The sequence below is a fragment of the Paenibacillus sp. CF095 genome (assembly GCF_900101225.1).
Classification (GTDB): domain Bacteria; phylum Bacillota; class Bacilli; order Paenibacillales; family Paenibacillaceae; genus Paenibacillus.
In genome coordinates this window covers 3,649,267-3,666,264 of the sequence record NZ_FMZN01000001.1, presented here as the reverse complement: position 1 = coordinate 3,666,264, position 16,998 = coordinate 3,649,267, and the positions used below count along the sequence as shown (strand labels likewise).

21 protein-coding genes are annotated in these 16,998 nt (G+C 40.8%); 18 read left to right on the top strand and 3 right to left on the bottom strand.

The window, feature by feature from the left end:
- Nucleotides 1-53 precede the first annotated feature (53 nt).
- The 5 genes from BLS69_RS16205 (at nt 54) to BLS69_RS16185 (ending at nt 4,878) form a co-directional block, all read left to right on the top strand.
- On the top strand, nt 54-1,355 hold the full coding sequence (locus BLS69_RS16205; RefSeq protein ID WP_091033375.1) for an ABC transporter substrate-binding protein: 1,302 nt from the start codon (nt 54-56) through the stop codon (nt 1,353-1,355).
- Between the two features lie 70 nt (nt 1,356-1,425).
- Nucleotides 1,426-2,361, top strand: a complete 936-nt coding sequence (locus tag BLS69_RS16200) for a carbohydrate ABC transporter permease (RefSeq protein WP_091033373.1) — start codon at nt 1,426-1,428, stop codon at nt 2,359-2,361.
- 17 nt (nt 2,362-2,378) lie between these two features.
- A complete protein-coding gene (locus BLS69_RS16195) occupies nt 2,379-3,215 on the top strand; it encodes a carbohydrate ABC transporter permease (RefSeq protein ID WP_091033370.1) in 837 nt (278 codons plus the stop codon).
- Nucleotides 3,216-3,880: 665 nt separating this feature from the next.
- Nucleotides 3,881-4,093, top strand: a complete 213-nt coding sequence (locus BLS69_RS16190) for a DUF3024 domain-containing protein (RefSeq protein ID WP_091033368.1) — start codon at nt 3,881-3,883, stop codon at nt 4,091-4,093.
- Between the two features lie 137 nt (nt 4,094-4,230).
- Complete coding sequence (locus BLS69_RS16185) at nt 4,231-4,878, top strand: DUF3885 domain-containing protein (protein WP_091033365.1); 648 nt, start codon at nt 4,231-4,233, stop codon at nt 4,876-4,878.
- 262 nt (nt 4,879-5,140) lie between these two features.
- Here the strand turns inward: BLS69_RS16185 and BLS69_RS16180 are convergent, their stop codons facing one another.
- Nucleotides 5,141-5,671 (bottom strand): hypothetical protein, encoded by a 531-nt coding sequence (locus BLS69_RS16180; RefSeq protein WP_091033362.1) that lies wholly within the window; start codon nt 5,669-5,671, stop codon nt 5,141-5,143.
- Between the two features lie 232 nt (nt 5,672-5,903).
- Between BLS69_RS16180 and BLS69_RS16175 the strand changes: the two genes are divergently transcribed.
- Entirely contained in the window at nt 5,904-6,383 is a 480-nt protein-coding gene (locus BLS69_RS16175; RefSeq protein ID WP_091033360.1) for a hypothetical protein, read from the top strand.
- Between the two features lie 51 nt (nt 6,384-6,434).
- On the opposite strand, the gene BLS69_RS16170 is transcribed toward BLS69_RS16175, so the two are convergent.
- Nucleotides 6,435-7,037 (bottom strand): hypothetical protein, encoded by a 603-nt coding sequence (locus tag BLS69_RS16170; RefSeq protein ID WP_091033357.1) that lies wholly within the window; start codon nt 7,035-7,037, stop codon nt 6,435-6,437.
- 238 nt (nt 7,038-7,275) lie between these two features.
- On the opposite strand from BLS69_RS16170, the gene BLS69_RS16165 reads away from it, so the two are divergent.
- From BLS69_RS16165 to BLS69_RS16155, 3 genes are all read left to right on the top strand, one after another.
- Nucleotides 7,276-7,842 carry a histidine phosphatase family protein gene (locus BLS69_RS16165; RefSeq protein WP_091033354.1) on the top strand — a complete coding sequence of 189 codons (567 nt, stop codon included), beginning with the start codon at nt 7,276-7,278 and terminating at the stop codon, nt 7,840-7,842.
- 89 nt (nt 7,843-7,931) lie between these two features.
- Nucleotides 7,932-8,279 (top strand): hypothetical protein, encoded by a 348-nt coding sequence (locus BLS69_RS16160; RefSeq protein WP_091033351.1) that lies wholly within the window; start codon nt 7,932-7,934, stop codon nt 8,277-8,279.
- A 45-nt stretch (nt 8,280-8,324) separates the two neighbouring features.
- Complete coding sequence (locus BLS69_RS16155; RefSeq protein WP_091033348.1) at nt 8,325-8,909, top strand: chloramphenicol phosphotransferase CPT family protein; 585 nt, start codon at nt 8,325-8,327, stop codon at nt 8,907-8,909.
- A 42-nt stretch (nt 8,910-8,951) separates the two neighbouring features.
- Here BLS69_RS16155 and BLS69_RS16150 read toward each other — a convergent pair whose 3' ends face one another.
- Nucleotides 8,952-9,323 carry a hypothetical protein gene (locus BLS69_RS16150; protein ID WP_091033347.1) on the bottom strand — a complete coding sequence of 124 codons (372 nt, stop codon included), beginning with the start codon at nt 9,321-9,323 and terminating at the stop codon, nt 8,952-8,954.
- Nucleotides 9,324-9,483: 160 nt separating this feature from the next.
- On the opposite strand from BLS69_RS16150, the gene BLS69_RS16145 reads away from it, so the two are divergent.
- The 9 genes from BLS69_RS16145 to BLS69_RS16105 all read left to right on the top strand — a co-directional run bounded on the left by BLS69_RS16145 (nt 9,484) and on the right by BLS69_RS16105 (nt 16,696).
- Nucleotides 9,484-9,777 carry a hypothetical protein gene (locus tag BLS69_RS16145; protein ID WP_091033345.1) on the top strand — a complete coding sequence of 98 codons (294 nt, stop codon included), beginning with the start codon at nt 9,484-9,486 and terminating at the stop codon, nt 9,775-9,777.
- A gap of 135 nt (nt 9,778-9,912) precedes the next feature.
- Entirely contained in the window at nt 9,913-10,953 is a 1,041-nt protein-coding gene (locus tag BLS69_RS16140) for an ABC transporter substrate-binding protein (RefSeq protein WP_091033342.1), read from the top strand.
- Nucleotide 10,954: 1 nt separating this feature from the next.
- The gene (locus BLS69_RS16135) at nt 10,955-11,731 is read left to right on the top strand and encodes an IucA/IucC family C-terminal-domain containing protein (protein ID WP_091033339.1); all 777 of its coding nucleotides are present in this window, start codon (nt 10,955-10,957) and stop codon (nt 11,729-11,731) included.
- Nucleotides 11,732-11,776: 45 nt separating this feature from the next.
- Entirely contained in the window at nt 11,777-13,498 is a 1,722-nt protein-coding gene (locus BLS69_RS16130; RefSeq protein ID WP_091033336.1) for a helix-turn-helix domain-containing protein, read from the top strand.
- A 393-nt stretch (nt 13,499-13,891) separates the two neighbouring features.
- Entirely contained in the window at nt 13,892-14,497 is a 606-nt protein-coding gene (locus BLS69_RS16125) for an oxidoreductase (protein ID WP_091033334.1), read from the top strand.
- 221 nt (nt 14,498-14,718) lie between these two features.
- Nucleotides 14,719-15,135, top strand: coding sequence for a hypothetical protein (locus BLS69_RS16120; protein ID WP_091033331.1), 417 nt, complete (start codon nt 14,719-14,721; stop codon nt 15,133-15,135).
- A 37-nt stretch (nt 15,136-15,172) separates the two neighbouring features.
- Nucleotides 15,173-15,859, top strand: a complete 687-nt coding sequence (locus BLS69_RS16115; protein ID WP_091033329.1) for a hypothetical protein — start codon at nt 15,173-15,175, stop codon at nt 15,857-15,859.
- Nucleotides 15,860-15,971: 112 nt separating this feature from the next.
- The gene (locus BLS69_RS16110; protein ID WP_091033326.1) at nt 15,972-16,280 is read left to right on the top strand and encodes a hypothetical protein; all 309 of its coding nucleotides are present in this window, start codon (nt 15,972-15,974) and stop codon (nt 16,278-16,280) included.
- Between the two features lie 26 nt (nt 16,281-16,306).
- The gene (locus BLS69_RS16105; RefSeq protein ID WP_091033324.1) at nt 16,307-16,696 is read left to right on the top strand and encodes a hypothetical protein; all 390 of its coding nucleotides are present in this window, start codon (nt 16,307-16,309) and stop codon (nt 16,694-16,696) included.
- Nucleotides 16,697-16,998: the final 302 nt, after the last annotated feature.

Below are 16,998 nucleotides of genomic sequence, written 5' to 3'. Positions count from 1 at the left end.
ATCTTATAGGAATCCAAGTTAAACTAATGAATTTAACTTAAGGGGGACTTTGAATGAGGAGATCCAAAAAATTCGCATTTCCAATTCTTGTTTACTTTCTGGTTATGTTACTACTTGTAACCGCTTGCTCAACGAAGGGAGGCTCAAACGATCAGGCCGGAGAGGGGATTACAACGGTTACGATGTGGCATGGTCTTACCTCAATTGATTTAGATAATATGAATAAAGTCGTGAAGGCATTTGAGGAGAAAAACCCTACCATCAAAATGAAATTGGTTTATACAGAATCCAACGAGGGATCCGATCAGAAGCTGCTGACTGCAGTCGCAGGCGGCAATCCTCCTGACGTTGCACTTTTCGATCGGTTTAAGGTCGGTACTTGGGCTGCGCAAGGTTCTCTGACTGACTTATCCTCGATGGCAGCAGAATCCGGAATTCGTAAGGAAATGTATTATCCATTTGCATGGGAGGAGTCCAGTTATCAAGGAAAGCTTTATGCAATGCCGATGGATACGGACTCTCGCCTGCTATTTTACAATAAGGATCATTTCAAAGAAGTAGGGCTGGATCCCAACAAACCACCACAAACGATCGCCGAGCTTGAAGCGGCCGCCGATAAGTTAACCATCAAGGAAGGTAAACGTTTCAAACGGATCGGGTTCATCCCATGGTATTCGCAAGGCTGGCTGTATACTTGGGGATGGGCATTTGGAGGAGAATTCCAGGACGCTGCCACCGGCAAAATTACCGCAAATGATCCTAAAGTCGTTGAAGCATTACAATGGATGACCGACTTTGGCAAAAAATACAATGTCGAGGATATTGCCGGATTCACAAGCGCAGCTGGCTCGGAGGAAATGGATCCGTTCATTTCCGGTCAAGTCAGCATGAAGATAAGTGGAAACTTCACGGTGAAGGGTATCGAAAAATTTAAGCCGGATTTAAACTACGGTGTTGCACCAATACCGACCCCAACAGGTACTAATTTTACGACATGGTCGGGAGGCGGGTCCGCTATTATCCCTAAAGGCGCCAAGAACGTCGCTTCTGCTTGGGAGTTCCTCGAATTCTTAGGGAAAGAAGAGGGGCAAACGTTATTAAACGCTGACTCTCAAATTTCCGTTATCGATTCGGTTAACGACCAATACGGTTACAAGGACGATCCGATTATGAAGGAATTTATTAATATTTTGCCCAATTCACATAACCGCCCGGTTATTCCTGAAGGACAACTGCTGTGGAATGAGTTAGCTTCCGCTACGGAAAAGGCTACCCGCGGTAACGGTACTCCGAAAGAGAACCTGGATAGAGTAACAGAGACTGTTAATAAGGCTTTGGAAAAATACGACAAATAGGGTGCTCGGTAGGCAGGGAGCGAACTCTCTCCTTGCCTATTCATGAATGACAATTGGAAGGAGAATGTACATGGCGAAACTGGCCGATCCAGTTCAAGTAAAAGCAATTCCATCGGCAAGGAAACGAGCACTTCACAGAACTAACGTGATTGGGTGGCTGTTTGCTTCACCTTGGGCTATAGGGCTGCTATGCTTTTATGCAATTCCCATGCTAATGTCCATCTACTTCAGCTTCACTACTTACAGCATTCTGCAGCCTGGTGAATTTGTCGGAATGAATAATTATAGAGATCTTTTCCATGATCCTCTGTTTTGGAAATCCATATACAACACGCTTTATTTTACCGTATTTTTTGTTCCCTTAAGTATATTTATTGGTGTGGCACTCGCTATGATGTTGAATATGAAGGTCAAGGGTATGGCTGTATTCAGAACGATCTTTTTCTTACCTACTCTCGTGCCACAAGTGGCTCTGGCTGTTCTGTGGATGTGGCTGTTACATCCAAACTTCGGATTGGTGAACGGGATGTTAGCGAATATCGGTATCGAAGGGCCTCCTTGGCTTGGTGGTGAGTCATGGTCCAAGCCCTCTCTCATTCTGATGTCGCTTTGGGGTATTGGGCAAGCTGTCGTTATCTACCTTGCTGGATTAGGAGACATCCCTGAGGAGTACTATGAAGCGGCGCAAATCGATGGAGCTAACTGGTTTCAGAAAACGAGAAAGGTAACCCTGCCTTTGCTCACTCCCGTTATTTTCTACAACCTTGTCATGGGAATGATTGGTGCATTCCAACAGTTTACCCTTCCCTATACGTTGACCAAAGGGCAAGGAACTCCTGCAAATTCCATGACTTTTTACGTCATGTATTTATATGAGAACGGATTCAGATATTTCAAAATGGGTTATGCCTCCGCAATGGCCTGGATCTTATTTATTATCGTTATGGCATTAACCGGAATTATTTTTATTACGTCTAAACGCTGGGTTCATTATCAAGGGAAATAAGGAGGAGGAAGTAAGGGATGAATCCTACCGCTATCAAAAGAATCAATCGTGCGTTAGCCTATTTATGTCTAATTGTTGCTTCTGCATTTTTCATGATTCCGTTCATTTGGCTGCTTTCGACTTCTCTTAAACCACTCACACAAGTCTTTACATTTCCACCCGAGTGGATTCCGCATCCAATTCTGTGGAGTAATTATTCCCGTGCTGTTGAGTATATCCCTTTCTGGACATATCTGAAAAACACGGCGATTATAACTATCGTTAGTACGCTTGGTGTGATCATATCCTGTCCCTTGGTTGCATATAGTTTTGCCAAGTTAGAGTACCGTGGGAGAGGTATACTTTTCTTTGTTACCCTTGCTGTTATGATGATCCCCGGACAGGTGACGATGATTCCTCTATTCCTGTTGTTTACTAAATTAGGTTGGGTAGGAACACCTCTTCCACTGATTGTACCCCAATTTTTTGGAGTGCCCATTTACATTTTTCTATTGCGGCAGTTTTTCATGGGACTGCCTGATGCCCTGCGTGAAGCGGCCCGCTTAGACGGCGCTAGTGAGTTCCGTATATATTTACAGATCATGTTTCCACTAGCCAAATCCGCCGTTTTAGCCGTGGCATTGTTTCAATTTATGGGGAGCTGGACTGATTTCATGGGCCCCTTGCTCTATTTAACCAATGAACCATCTTACACGGTTTCGCTCGGATTGCAGCAATTTCAGAGTCAAAAGGGATCCGAATGGGGTCTATTAATGGCCGTATCCACCTTGATGACATTACCTATTATCGTTTTGTTCTTTTTTCTTCAAAAGACGTTTATTAGCGGCATTACATTTAGCGGTATAAAAGGTTGAACATCATTTATATGAATTAAGCTCCAGCGATGCGGAACCCCAGGGATGTTAGGACGGACCATTCCGCGACATGGATCGGCTGTTATGGACCCACAGGCATCAATGGCATTATCGATCAGATCGCTCAGGCTCTGTTGGCTTGAGAGGCAGCTTTTAGATGAGGAGAAACATCCAGCTCGTGGCCTGTCCCCTAAGTCGTAAATGATTAGCATAGCCCCATTATTAAAATTGTAAAATCAAAAGAAACCGTTATGCTGCGCCAATGGGACGCAGTAGCGTAACAAAAGCTGCATGGCCGATTGGCTTATGCAGGAGGAAGCGCCACGACGATGAAGTCGCGGCGCTTTTTTGCGTGCATCACGGCGCAGCTATCGTGATGCACCAAGTGTTGCCATCATGAAAGTGTGCTCGTGATGGCAGCATGAGCACCGCACTAATGCACGCGGTGCAACCCCATGAGGTACTGCCCCATTGGGCGCAGCACCTCATCCTGACGCGGCTTGCCATTGCATAAGCCGCGCTCCGTTTCACCTTTTACAACACTAAAAGCATCATTTAAATCGGAGAGAACAACATGATATAATCAAGACCATTACACCGAAAATGCTGTACCCGAGCACGTGAAAAGTCAGATGAAGATTAGTAATAAAATAAGAGGAAATCATGTGACGTTGATTGAAGAAAGACAAGCCTTTCGAAGCGAGCAATGGGTACAGATGCCGGTAGCACAGTTCAGATTAGATGAGCAGGCATGGAAAATCTATTGGCAGGACAGTAAGGGCAGATGGCATTTCATTGATGATATTAAACCGAATGAAGATTTTGAAACACAGCTAAAGATCGTGGACGAAGGTCATAACGGAATGTTCTGGGGTTAATTTTTCAAAAAAAGTGTTGGAGAGTTGAGTAAGCTAATTAACATTAAAAGATCTGAATGTCAAACGGGAAACCATTGAAGAGACGGACTCATTTTTTAGCAGGCATTCATCTTTAAAGAGAATTTGGAGGCCACAGAATGGACCTGAAGACATACCTGGCAGAGCATTTTCCAAACCTGACATTAGAAAAACCGCCTCTTTTTTATAATTGGGATGTTGCAATACGATTCGAACTTGGCAATCCTCTGATGTTTGGGATAAATACGGAGCATTACATGGAACAAGTTTATCATCGATCGCTTGACTTATTTAAGGCTCTTCATGATCAAGAAGATGAAGTCCTATTAATAACTCAAGCTTATTTTTCAGATAAGCCTAAACACAAAGTGAAGAAATTGAACCTGTACAGGAAATATATCAAGAAGAAAGGGCCAATTAGAGCCTTGAGACTTGAGATACTTTCAGGTTTGGATTGTGAACCGGATGAAGTCCCAGACCCAAGGAACAACATGTATAGGTACTGGACTAAATGTAGAGTTGAGGACTTGAAATATAATCAGTTAATCAAAGCTATATGTAATCATGATGTTGGAGTTCAGCCAAAGATTTATCATAGGGTGTATTTCATTAATATAAGTAAGAAAACGATATTTCATATCTATGATGATAGAGGTTGCGATGTTATTTCAGCATCAAAGGAAGAGCTGAGGGGTGTTTATATAGAATTTAATGATTGGATTTTAGATTATGATCAAGACAGAATTAACAATGTATTTCTAGGATAATACAGGAAAACCTAAAATTTAATTAATCATAATCCCTAATAATTGTGGAAGTATCAATAAAATATTCTAGGTAGCTGAGAGAAGCTAGATACAAGTTATGCTGTAATATTCATACGTTAGGCGATTCATACTTAGTTTGATTGAGAAAAGCAAAGAAGCCGAGACCTTATCCACCCGGCTTCTTATAGTTAATTTTTTTCAAAAAAAGTTGCAATAAGAAGATTCTCTCCGCACCAAAAGGTGTTGTATATTGTTAAGCTTATCACTGTTTTATTTTATCTAACGGTACGTTAATGCTTGCTGACTCAATTGGAGTAATGATCGTTCCGTCTTGTTCAATCAGGGAAATCGTTATTTCTATAGAGTCTTGATTATTCAAATCTATCGAGAGTGATCTACGTTGAAACTCATCAAACAGGCCTTCTGTTTTAACAACGGTATCTTCTTCAAACAATTCACCATTTTTATCATGAATCGTAACTTGGAAAATTCGATCTGGAATTTTTTTCGATTGATTCGGTTGATAGTCTCTTTTACTGTACCATAACCCAAATTGTAGTTTTTTTGAAGTTGGTAGGTAGTAGAGTTCTGTAAGATGTATATTTGGATTCTTTAAATCTTGATTCTGTTCTGTAAGCTGAATTGGTTGTTCATCGTTATTATATGGAGTATCCCATTGTAATGGCAATGTCGAACCCGTTTTGAGAGCAATTAGTTCCCTGTCAGCATACCAATAAATCCCTATTAGAATTATAATGACTGAAAAAAGTGAAATAATTAGTTTTCTTTTCACATAACATCCCTACCATCTTTAGTTAATAACCTAACTGTCCTACTCCGTGTATCCAAAGATTTAAATTGATTTAAAACTCCATTGTAGTTATTAATTTCCTTACTAGCAACTAGAGTGTTGGACATATCTAAAACAGAAATTTTCTGATGTTGATCGCGCAGGGATAATGTATTATTTGAAACAAAGGTTTGGAAAGAACTTCAAGAGTGTTCCGATGTAAGGAGTAAGGATTATGGATAAAAAAGAAAAGAAGTTTATCATTGTTATGATTGTACTTGCTGTAGTTGTATTAGGAGCTATATGGTACCTAAAAGTAGGCTATCTATTAAAGAAACCAGAAATGCCCGAAGCAAATGTTGCAATTCAGACCCAAATGGTCGATGGTGGTGCGATTAGTTTACGAAATGCTGATTACACCGAAAATCAAATCAAGATTGGGTATGAAGTGAAAGGGTTCAGTTTGGAGGAATATACTATTGCTTGTGAGCTTTATCATGACGGACATTTGATTTCAACTTCTGGCTCAACAGGTGGCGGTTTGATAGAACTGGACGAAAATCATTATTACTTCATTGGTTATGAGAATATAACTCAAATGAATCTGCCTGAATCTATACATCTAAACGTGGAGATTAAAGTGATACCCAATGATTACAGACAAAAATCGATAACTTCATCCTTTGACGTTAGTCTTGATAAAGAAGTGCAATAGATTAAAGAGGGCAGCTATGTCCGCAAAGATCACCGTTGTATGATGAAAATCTTATTTCAAATGGTATCTCTCCATAACGGAGTCATGGAAAGTTTCGTATTCGGATAACTCTTCTACAGTGGAGGCTTGAGGTAAACTATATTGAGTTATCCCTTCAAGGCTGAATTTGCCTAAGTTATCATTGATTAATCCATAATCACCAAAGGAGTTTTTCATTAAGAAAAGCACACTTTTATCACCCTTCTGTAGTTCCACATAGTCATCAACTGTATATTTGATGTTTCCTTCCAAGCTGACGGGTTCAATGATCTTCAATTCGTTCTGATCCGAAGAGAAATCTTCAGGTTTCTTCAATATCTTTTCAATCTTGATGTTTGTATTGGTGTGAAAGGATTGCATGGTCCCATCATCAAATGCAGTAATAACATGCTCTCGATCTCTAAAATCTTCTGTTGCATAACCAATAACGATAAGTTCAGCGAACGCATCCAGCTTATCTATTTCATGAAATACTAAAGAGTTGGCTGAAAGGTTGACGACTTTATGAATGGGCACGTCCGGTTTCGATTGACCATTTGCGTAAGCGATTGCAGCAGCAGAGATAGCCAATACGAATAAAGAGATTAATACAACCTTCCTTTTGAAAGAAGACATGATCTCATCCTCTCCGTTAGATTTAACTTCTTTTAAAAGCATCTTGCTTCATTTCTACTATACACATATCTGAAAATTATTGTAAATTAAATGTCCAGCAAAATATCAATCCTGAATTAATTCAGAATCTAAAATATGGTGGCACCATTTCATTGATTTTTGGAACGGAAAGACAGAATATGTTGAAGGACCTAAAGCGTGACCATAAATTTTATAGAAGAAACTCAAGGAGGGTCCTATGAAGACCATCGTTTATATGGTAAGGCATGCGGAGTCACCGTATACGGAAGGAACGGAAAGAACGAGGGGGCTTACTCTGGAGGGCAAGATGAATGCAGAACGAATAACGGAAATATTAACGAATGAAGGAATACATTCCATTGTCTCAAGTCCTTATGCCAGGGCTATTCTGACCTTAGAGGGTGTGGCAGCAGCGTTAGAATTAGATATTCAGATCATGGAGGATCTTCGGGAAAGACATTTTTCAGATGATATGATTGCGGATGAAGAGTTCGAGCCTGCTTCGAAGAAGATGTTTGATGACCCGGATTATGCATTGCCAGGAGGCGAATCGAACACGGTTTGCCAGAATAGAGCAGTGGGCGTGTTGAAACAGATTTTAGAAGAATACAAGGGTAAAAAAGTGGCGATCGGCACACACGGACATGTAATGACGTTGATGATGAACTACTTTGATTCGGATTACGGATTGGATTTTATGAATCAAACCAAGAAACCGGACATTTATCGATTACAATTTGACGAGATGGAATTAGAGAACGTGACAAGGCTATGGAGTGAATAGGGTGAAAGTGAATAGGCGTGAACGCTTGTTCATAATTTGGGTTACAGGTAAAATATAGATATGATTAAATATGGAAGGGGTTGATTCCATTGACATTACAAAACTTGTTTCATGAAAAACCAACGAAACTATGGAACGAGAGAATGGTTAAACACGGAGATGAGATTTTTACAGAAGAGAGATTACTCATGTCTGATCAAGCCCTGGATACATATTTGCACCAATTAATAGCATTACAAGAAACGCAAGATTCTGAGCGCATGATGAAGGCTGTAGAAGAAGTTGTGCTTAGGTTTAATGAAATGAATGAGGTCAATGGTTACTTCATTGAAACGGTGGAACGTGAAGAATTGGCAGATTTTTTAGACAAGGTGGCTAGGCTGGCTGGGTTAGACATTCAGGATGAAGATATTACGGAAGAATGGAGAGAGTGGTAATTCGGCAGAACAGTGTTTTCCAATTTAATGATAAGGGTGATCAATATGGAACGAGGACTCATTATATTTTTGAACGGAACGTCAAGTTCGGGGAAGACGAGCATTGCGATGGAAATGAAAAATCAGGGAGACATTCCGTTTCATCATCTATCTGTAGATCAATTTCTGCATAATTATGATCAGTTTATCGACAATACATATCCAGATATAAAACCAACAAGAGAAGTGGAACACCATGTGATGACCGATATCCTGTTCGACCCGATCAATTCGATGTACTGTGCAACCATTAAACTGTTTTCGGAAATGGGTTTGAATGTCATCGTGGATACGGTCATCAGCAATGACAAGTGGTTTAATGATTTTTATGATTTACTATCGGATTATCCGATATTGTTTGTAGGCGTACAGTGCTCGAAAGAAGAACTTACCAGAAGGGAGCAGAGCAGGGGAGATCGTGAGATTGGACTTGCCCATTCCCAGTTCGACTACATCTACTCCTATGATGAATATGATCTGGAAGTGAATACGGAAGAGCTTGGTGCAGCTGAATGTGCGGAAAAGATATTAAGTTATATGAAGTCTGATCAGGAATACTCGGCATTTATGAAGTTAAGCAGAAGAGACTGAAGCTGATTGCGTTAGATCATATGATATCCATTCCGATGAAAGTTAGGGATTCGGCCAAATCTTTTTCTTAGAGTTGCCAGGACCTAATAAGTAGATTTCATCAACACTCCCATAAGTATTAGAAAATGAAATTGTGAAGTCTTTACTACCACCGATAGGAAGTTTACTGCCTTTAATCTGAATGAAAAGTGAATTGTTATGATGTGAGAGGTAGTAGCCGTGATATCTGCTAATACTGTCTGCAAATCCACCTTTTACCGTAATAAGCTCAGGAGAAACTTCAGTTCTTGTAACCATTGTCTCGTCAGGATCGACAACCTTGTTCAACATGTACAATCCAATGATAATAGGAACAACGACAATAATAACTGCGCTAACAATAAAGCTATACTTCATGTTTGGTCGCATACTCATGATTCACCTCATAATTAGATGATATGAATCGATATCTCAATACTCATTGGGCATCGATTTATTGTATTTAACTAGAACAGAATTCTACGTCTAGAAATATTTGGATCATTTAAATAATATACTAATTCACTTTTTTTGTAGAGATAGGGGGAGGTCATTGATGGGAATTAACGCTATGAGTCCGGAAGAACATATCCAACACATGTTACAGGCAATCATTGAAAAAACACAATCCATCATCAAGGATACTGGTAAACAATCTTTTGGATCACTGGAATATTTCCTGGGACATATTTTGGAGTATCGGGATGAACAGCAATACCTGACAGATGAGTGGCATATCCGCACACCGCGCTGGCTAGGGGAGTATGGGAATACGCCGGAGGAAGAGGAGCTTCTTTCGGACATCTACCGACTGCAAGGGTATATCGCTGAGAAATTAAAGGGCGGATAAGCGCTTGCCATGTCGCATTAGTCCGGCTCAAATGTCGCAAAAGTACATGGTAACACGATACGGAGATCGTATATACTCTCTTTATATTTCGATAATGAAAATCATTATCAGTATATACATAAGGGGGATTTACAAATGAAACAAGGAACAAAGGGGCAAACGGCTGGTAACAAAGCCTACACTGCTCACAAATCACGATTACTCATGGGCTTGATGATGGCCCTTATTCTAGTCCTGACGGCTTGCGGTGCCGCAACAGGTACAGATAGCGGTATGCAATCTGCGGCAACGCCAGCGGAGACACCTGCGAATGCGGAAACGCAGACGGACGGAGCTTTTCCCGTAACGATCAAGGGTATGAAGGGTGACATCACTCTAAACGAAAAACCACAGAAAATTGCAGTGCTGGATGTTAAATTTCTGGATCAGATGTTAGCGGTTGGCGAGAAGCCAGCAGGTAGTGTTATCGCTGGAGGTAACACCGATTTTCCAGAATACTTAGGCGATCAACCGAGTGATGTACAGGTTCTGGGTACACGGGACGAGCCTAATCTGGAAGCGATTGTTGCACTCGACCCGGATCTGATTATCATGACGGACTTCCAAGAGAAGCAGTATGAGAGTGTAAGCAAAATTGCACCTACCCTGGTACTCGACTTCTACGAAGACTGGCGTGATACGTTAGGTACGGTTGCTAAAATTACAGACAAGCAGGACGAGGCAGAGAAAGTGCGTACAGCCTATGAGGAAAAAGTTGCTGGTCTGAAGGCACAGCTGACAGAGAAAATGGGGGATGAGACAGTCGCGCTGATTCGTCCGCGTAAAGAAGGCATTCGTGTTCATGGTATCGAGCATCGTACAGGCGGCATTTTGTATAATGATTTGGGCTTAAACATGCCTGAACTCGTTAAAGAGATCAAGGATGATACTTCTGTTGAAATTTCCATGGAGAAAGTCCCTGATATTAAGGCAGATCGTTATTTTGTGCTGTCGGATGAGCTGTTCGCAGCAGAGGCAGAGGCTATGTTGACTAATCCCGTGTGGAAGTCCCTTGATGCTGTGAAAAATAACCGCACGTATGACGTAAACTCAACACTGTGGATTGCATACTACGGACCGCTTGCGATTAATCTGATTGTAGATCAGGCATCGGAAGCCCTGCTCGGATCGAACTAATATGAACCCATATCTCTCGACAGACTTATGGAAAGAGACGGTAGAGGATCATTCGATTTTGCTTGGTGAGCCGCCTGAACATAGTGTCCGTACCATTGCTTTGAGTGAGTTGCATGACGAAGAGGCTTGTCGAGAGTATATCAGCTGGTTTCAGAACTATATCGATGCGCCTGACATGAAAGTCGCAGCCTCCATGTTAGCCAAGCGGCTTGGCTATCTATGGACGACTCCGCTCGTGACCGCGATGACGTTTCATCATCAGCATGTAACCTTTCAGCTGGAGAACAGCTTTCTCTATCATCCGGCACTCTCAGATCAAGAGGGCGGCACACGATTTCCTTTTCTAGCGGTGAATGGACTTCAGGCTGAAGGACTAACGGGAGACAGGGGAGTATGGCGGGAAAAGGTGCTCGAGGAGATGTTTGCGGTACAGCTGACACCTCTGTTAAAGACACTTGCTGCGATTGCACCTCTTTCGATGAGTATTCTCTGGGAGAATATCATGGTACGTATCGGCCGACTATTCGCTCCTGATGAAGCCGAGACTGAGCAGGAAAGTAAGATCATTCAAGAGGACTTTTCATATCTGACGCAGGTGGCATCCGGGGAGGTATTTGGTGAGAGGAAGAATCCTTTAACCCGCTTCACGGATTGTAAGGACAATGTGCATGTTGCCAAAAGCGAGCGAATTACCTGCTGTTTCTATTACCAGATGTCAGGGGAATATTGTCTCAAATGTCCGAAAATTGACAATGAGAAAGAATCTCAACTAAAATGACAACAGCAAGAATTTTACCTTTGCTATTGTCAGGAGATGAGAGAAATGCCGCTGCAAGAACAGACAAGTCTATGGAGTGATACAACGATCAAGATGCTTGACGGGTATAGCGGTACTTTGCAGACAGGCAGCGTTTTACACGAAACGGATTTAACTTCAAATGTGCTACTGCTGGCATACGGAGGGGAGGGGGAGCTTGCAATGGATGGCGAGGGTTGCCACATTGGAGCTTCTTTTGCCTGTCATGTGGTGAAGGGATCATCCTTTACGCTGACGGCCAGATCAGACGAACTTTATTATATCGTAATCATGTACGAGGCTTCTTCCATGGAAGGAGCCTCACATACCATGCCCTCGTATCGCAAACATCCGCTGCAAAATTCGTTTATTCAGAACCCTGTGACTCAGGCAGAATGGATCCAGAATGCGGAAAAAATCGTTGCCAAATGGCGTCGTGGCGAAGGACTGGAACGGTTTCATGCCCATGCTTTGCTCCAGGGGATGATCTATGAACTGATCATGGAGTATGAACGTGGTCAAGGCGGAGCAGAGTCCGACATGGTGGATGTAGTCGTGTCATATATATCATCGCATTATCGCCAGAATCTGGAGCTTAAAGAGTTGGCGGCCCTTGCCGGTTGCAGCGTAAGGCAGTTACAGCGACGATTCAAACAAGAGAAGCAGCTTGGACCGATGGAGTACGTCATCCAGCTACGGATGGAAAATGCATCGCGGATGCTGCATCATACGGATGCGTCCATTGGAGAAATTGCTGACAAGATGGGCTATCGCGATATGTATTATTTCAGTAGGGCATTTAAGAAATATTATGGCGTCCCTCCGCTGCGTTATCGACTTGATGCTGCTAAGGAAACAGATGCAAATTATGCTCAATCCTTGCTGCGGAATCGCATGGCTTCTTCGTACGAGTCGGACCAAGGTCCAGTGATATGCCATATGCGAGGTGAATATCCTGTCACCCGTTCTCCACAGCGAATTGCCGTACTTGATGTGCAATATGCAGATCATTTGCTTGCGCTTGGATTATCTCCAGCAGGAAGTGTGGGATTGGGAAGTGGAACGTTCCATTTTCCGCAATATATCAGAGCAGGACTGCAGGGTACCGAATTACTAGGAACATATGAGTACCCTGATCTGCTTGCTGTCGAACGACTGTCCCCGGATCTGATTATTTGCACCGAGGTGCATGATCAGTACTATGAACGGTTAAGCCGGATCGCTCCAGTTCTTATGTTTAAGCGCAATGAGAGTTGGCAGACCATTCTTAGCCTGTTCGGTGAATTAACTGGTAAACGAGCAGAGGCAAAACGTATACTTGCGGATTATCACCGACGAACCACATTGCTTTCTGAAGAACTTGCTCCAGTACTGGCAGGTAAGAGCGTGGCATTGATTCGTCCACTGGATTCTCTGGTTCGCGTACACTCTGCCTCTCATCGCACAGGTGCTGTACTGTACCGTGACCTGGGTCTGCCTGTTCCGTTATTTGTAGCAGATACCACCGACACGGCCTATCATATCTCTGTTGAGAGACTACCGGCTGTGCAGGCGAGCCACTACTTCCTGCTTAGCAATGAGATCATGCAGGAGGGCATATCCGCAACAGAGCAACGTGTCTGGGGGATACTTGATACAGATGAGCGACAGCAAATACACTCCGTAGATGCCGCGACATGGATCGGTTGTTATGGACCAACAGGCATCAATGGCATTGTGGATCAGATTGCACAGGCTTTGTTGACTTGAGCAGGTGGTTGCCGGCGCTAGCCCCGCTTGCAGCGAAAGACGGTACGTTCTACCTTTTAAAAAGTTGATATGTTCCAAAAGCACTGGAAGGTCGTCGGATTCCCTATGGGATGAAGAAGGACCTTTTTGTTTTATTATTACTATAATGTAGGGCTCACTGCATATTCGCACTCTGTACAACTCTGCTTATATTCAGCGTATTCAAAGCCTATTGGATCGATTAGATAAGGGGTTGAGAAAACTAATAAATCTCCCTTATTCGCCAATTTCCTTTCGCAATTGTAACAATATGGGTTATCATATACTTAGTTCAGGTACTAGTAGATGGAATTTGTTGTATGTGAGAAATACAAAAAAATTAATCATTGTATGGAAAGATTACGAGGTGATTTAATGAGAAAAAATATTGCAATAATCATACTAATGGTTGGATTGATAATAAGTATGTGCTTCAACTATCAATTCAAAGCGTACAAAGACAATCAAGAAGTTGATTACACCGTAAAAATGAATCATGGAACTGAAATTGGTATAAAAGAATCCATCTACAATTTAGATAATGTGATAAAAAGTTTAGAGGACGGCTCTTCCAAGGAAACAGTCATACATGCCTTAGGAAATGTGGCGGTATCTTTGAAAGTTGGTGAAGAATCATTCGTCTTTCTGAATTCCGACTTCAAGGAAGATCAATTATCATCAACTAATTTAATCTACAATGTGTTTAGAGATATGTATACGTATATAAGTGTAGAAATCACAGACGACATTTTATCGAATAAGATATCGCTAGAAAAAGAATCCAGAAATCAACTAATTAAGGATATAGGAGTGCTTAAACAAGATTTGGAGTATATCGATAGTCAATTTAACGAGGATATTCTGAAAGAACAAAGTCCTAAGTGGATTGAAAATAAATGGAAAGAGTTAATTGGAGAGATTGTAAATCGAAATACGGAATATAAGTTATATGAAAGAATGAAAACGAAATACAATCTATAAGTGTTTTGTGGAAGACAATTGACATCTAAATAACAACATATCTACGCTACGTTGCCTCCACTTCTTTGTATACCGAGGGTTTCGAAGAAGTGGAGGTAGCAGGTAACCCTGAACTACCTTATTGAATTGCGACAAGTCGCTGCACTCTTTAAGGTAGTGAGGGTTAGTAGATATAAGAACACTTTATGAAATTCTCGATAAAACTTTTTTGGGGAGAACTGATGAAACCATTACAAATTATCAAAATGCCTCCATACTTTAAGATTCTAAATTGTAATATCACCGAGGTTCTAGATGGATTACTAATAGAAGATAATTCTATTTTATTTTTAGACATTTACCATGAAGAAGATCTCGATACCTACTTATCTAAAAATAAAGTATTAAAGTTAGATAATGTGATACAAATAATCGATAACTCAAATAAGATGAGTTTTATACCATATATCAAATCCAAGAAAGATTTATTAGATCAATATAGGTATCAAGACTGGGACTTTTCTTGTATTGTCTTTGATAAAAATTTAAAGTGTCTTTTCTACATAAGAGGGATAGAGGACGCAGGAGAGAATGGAATTAGAATAAAAGAAATGGAGCCAAATTTATATAATAAATATTTTTTTAATTATCAAGAATAGAAAGTAACTCTTAAGTAGATGAGTAAGGAGGGACATTATGAAGCTTTTTCGTGGAAAAGAAGCCTTAATTCAAGGTACTGATCATATAAAACCTTCAATATATACGCCTCTAGGAACAATTGAACTTTCTCTTGCTGTCTCCAGCGAATGTTATCTTCCTACTCACTGTGCTCAGCTCAAACATGGCGGCACACTATACCAGTATTACTACGACTCGTTTGATTGCGAGTTATTGCTCTGTAATCTGAACCATAATCTTTCTTCACCTCAGGAAGTAGACGAATGCTGGGGGGCCGTATTTAGAATCAAACCCAATGCATATCATCAGATAAGCACGTGTAGCTTTTCTGCTTCGTGGAAAGAGGGATACAGCTGGGAAGATCACGGAGCTGACACGGGAGAAAATCTTGAAGCTGTAGAATATGAGAATGAACAATACCGTCTACACATAGGAACTCAAGAAAAACCACTGATAATGCGAAAAAGAAACCAAGGTGATATGATTCCTGAATTTCTTGTTTTAAACTCTGATTTTGAGAAGTATAGTTCTGTCTTACATTCTGATCAAGGTGTTGAAGTACCTATGATACAGATGGATTCCCGCGAGATATGCCAAGTACATTTTTTGATAGCGTGGAAGAGAAAAATAGAAGGGGATATTTCTACTTGGTTAGCTGTAGACCAGCCCACCAAAGAAATCTTAAAGGAAGAAGATATTTGGTAAACGATAAACGAAAATAGTATATAAAGAACAAGAGACACATCCTTGATCAAGTAGTGGGAGAAGTATATATAGGATCTTTTTGGTACGTCTAAGGTAGAAGGAGAGAATGTAAATGAACAACATAAACTCTCATAATTGCAACCTAAATATAAGGTATGACCTGCCTGATGAGGTATGGGATAAAGTTTCTAAAGTATATGAGCGTATGCCAGGGTGGATTGGTTATAAAAGTGGAATTCCATATTGGTTTGGAACTGAAGAGGATGATGTTTTCATTGAAGCATCCGTTGAGCCTAGTGGGTTATCATTTTATGCACAGATGAATAGCGATGTATGGATGTCTTGGATAGAGACATTTAAGTTGGAAGCGACAAAAGTGTTGGGTTTTGATGTTGGTGAACCTGAAGATGGATATGTGTGATGAAAGAAGGAGGATAAAAAGAAAAAGTGATAAATTCTATTAGCATTGATGAACGGAATGGGACCACATTTAATGAAGAGATCATTATGAACCCTACATGGGCAGAGAGTTTACGTTTTTTGAGAAAACTCGATGGAGATAAATTTACATTAGTTTTTTTTGAGGTAGCAGACACATGTTCAGCATTAGTTGGAGGCGGACCGGAATATTTTGTAGTGTCTATTACAATGGATGAACATATATATACGCTTATGAACGATAAGCAGGGGAATAGTGAAATTTCTCTAGTTATTGGTGGTCAGTTGGGAAATTATTGCGATAACATTTGTATAGAATTACTACCCATGCTTGAAGTGCTAAAGTATTTTTATGAAACTGGTAAACTACACGAATCACATCAATGGAAGCAAGAATAATAATTACTGGTCAGTTAGGGTTCTCGGGCTCGTAAACACTAAATGTTATGTGCAATTGTATTAAAAGAGTTGGAGTAGGAGAGTTCAGTGGTGGAGAGGAAATTCAAAAGTCATTTTTTGTACATTGTTCTACTGTCAGTTCCATGTGTAGTATTAGAGATTTTACTTTTATTAAAATATCCTAACACCGGGTTAGGCAGGATTATAAGCTTGCCCATGACCTTTTTGGTGAATGGTATGATTATTCTTATCTTATCCAGTTTAGTTTATTATTTGCTTAAATACACCAGATTTAGAATTGT

Excerpts from the sequence above, each read along its gene's own strand:
- BLS69_RS16205 (WP_091033375.1), top strand. The coding sequence starts at position 54 with ATGAGGAGATCCAAAAAATTCGCATTTCCAATTCTTGTTTACTTTCTG.
- BLS69_RS16200 (WP_091033373.1), top strand. The coding sequence starts at position 1,426 with ATGGCGAAACTGGCCGATCCAGTTCAAGTAAAAGCAATTCCATCGGCA.
- BLS69_RS16195 (WP_091033370.1), top strand. The coding sequence starts at position 2,379 with ATGAATCCTACCGCTATCAAAAGAATCAATCGTGCGTTAGCCTATTTA.
- BLS69_RS16185 (WP_091033365.1), top strand. The coding sequence starts at position 4,231 with ATGGACCTGAAGACATACCTGGCAGAGCATTTTCCAAACCTGACATTA.
- BLS69_RS16175 (WP_091033360.1), top strand. The coding sequence starts at position 5,904 with ATGGATAAAAAAGAAAAGAAGTTTATCATTGTTATGATTGTACTTGCT.
- BLS69_RS16170 (WP_091033357.1), bottom strand. The coding sequence starts at position 7,037 with ATGTCTTCTTTCAAAAGGAAGGTTGTATTAATCTCTTTATTCGTATTG.
- BLS69_RS16165 (WP_091033354.1), top strand. The coding sequence starts at position 7,276 with ATGAAGACCATCGTTTATATGGTAAGGCATGCGGAGTCACCGTATACG.
- BLS69_RS16155 (WP_091033348.1), top strand. The coding sequence starts at position 8,325 with ATGGAACGAGGACTCATTATATTTTTGAACGGAACGTCAAGTTCGGGG.
- BLS69_RS16150 (WP_091033347.1), bottom strand. The coding sequence starts at position 9,323 with ATGAGTATGCGACCAAACATGAAGTATAGCTTTATTGTTAGCGCAGTT.
- BLS69_RS16145 (WP_091033345.1), top strand. The coding sequence starts at position 9,484 with ATGGGAATTAACGCTATGAGTCCGGAAGAACATATCCAACACATGTTA.
- BLS69_RS16140 (WP_091033342.1), top strand. The coding sequence starts at position 9,913 with ATGAAACAAGGAACAAAGGGGCAAACGGCTGGTAACAAAGCCTACACT.
- BLS69_RS16135 (WP_091033339.1), top strand. The coding sequence starts at position 10,955 with ATGAACCCATATCTCTCGACAGACTTATGGAAAGAGACGGTAGAGGAT.
- BLS69_RS16130 (WP_091033336.1), top strand. The coding sequence starts at position 11,777 with ATGCCGCTGCAAGAACAGACAAGTCTATGGAGTGATACAACGATCAAG.
- BLS69_RS16125 (WP_091033334.1), top strand. The coding sequence starts at position 13,892 with ATGAGAAAAAATATTGCAATAATCATACTAATGGTTGGATTGATAATA.
- BLS69_RS16120 (WP_091033331.1), top strand. The coding sequence starts at position 14,719 with ATGAAACCATTACAAATTATCAAAATGCCTCCATACTTTAAGATTCTA.
- BLS69_RS16115 (WP_091033329.1), top strand. The coding sequence starts at position 15,173 with ATGAAGCTTTTTCGTGGAAAAGAAGCCTTAATTCAAGGTACTGATCAT.
- BLS69_RS16110 (WP_091033326.1), top strand. The coding sequence starts at position 15,972 with ATGAACAACATAAACTCTCATAATTGCAACCTAAATATAAGGTATGAC.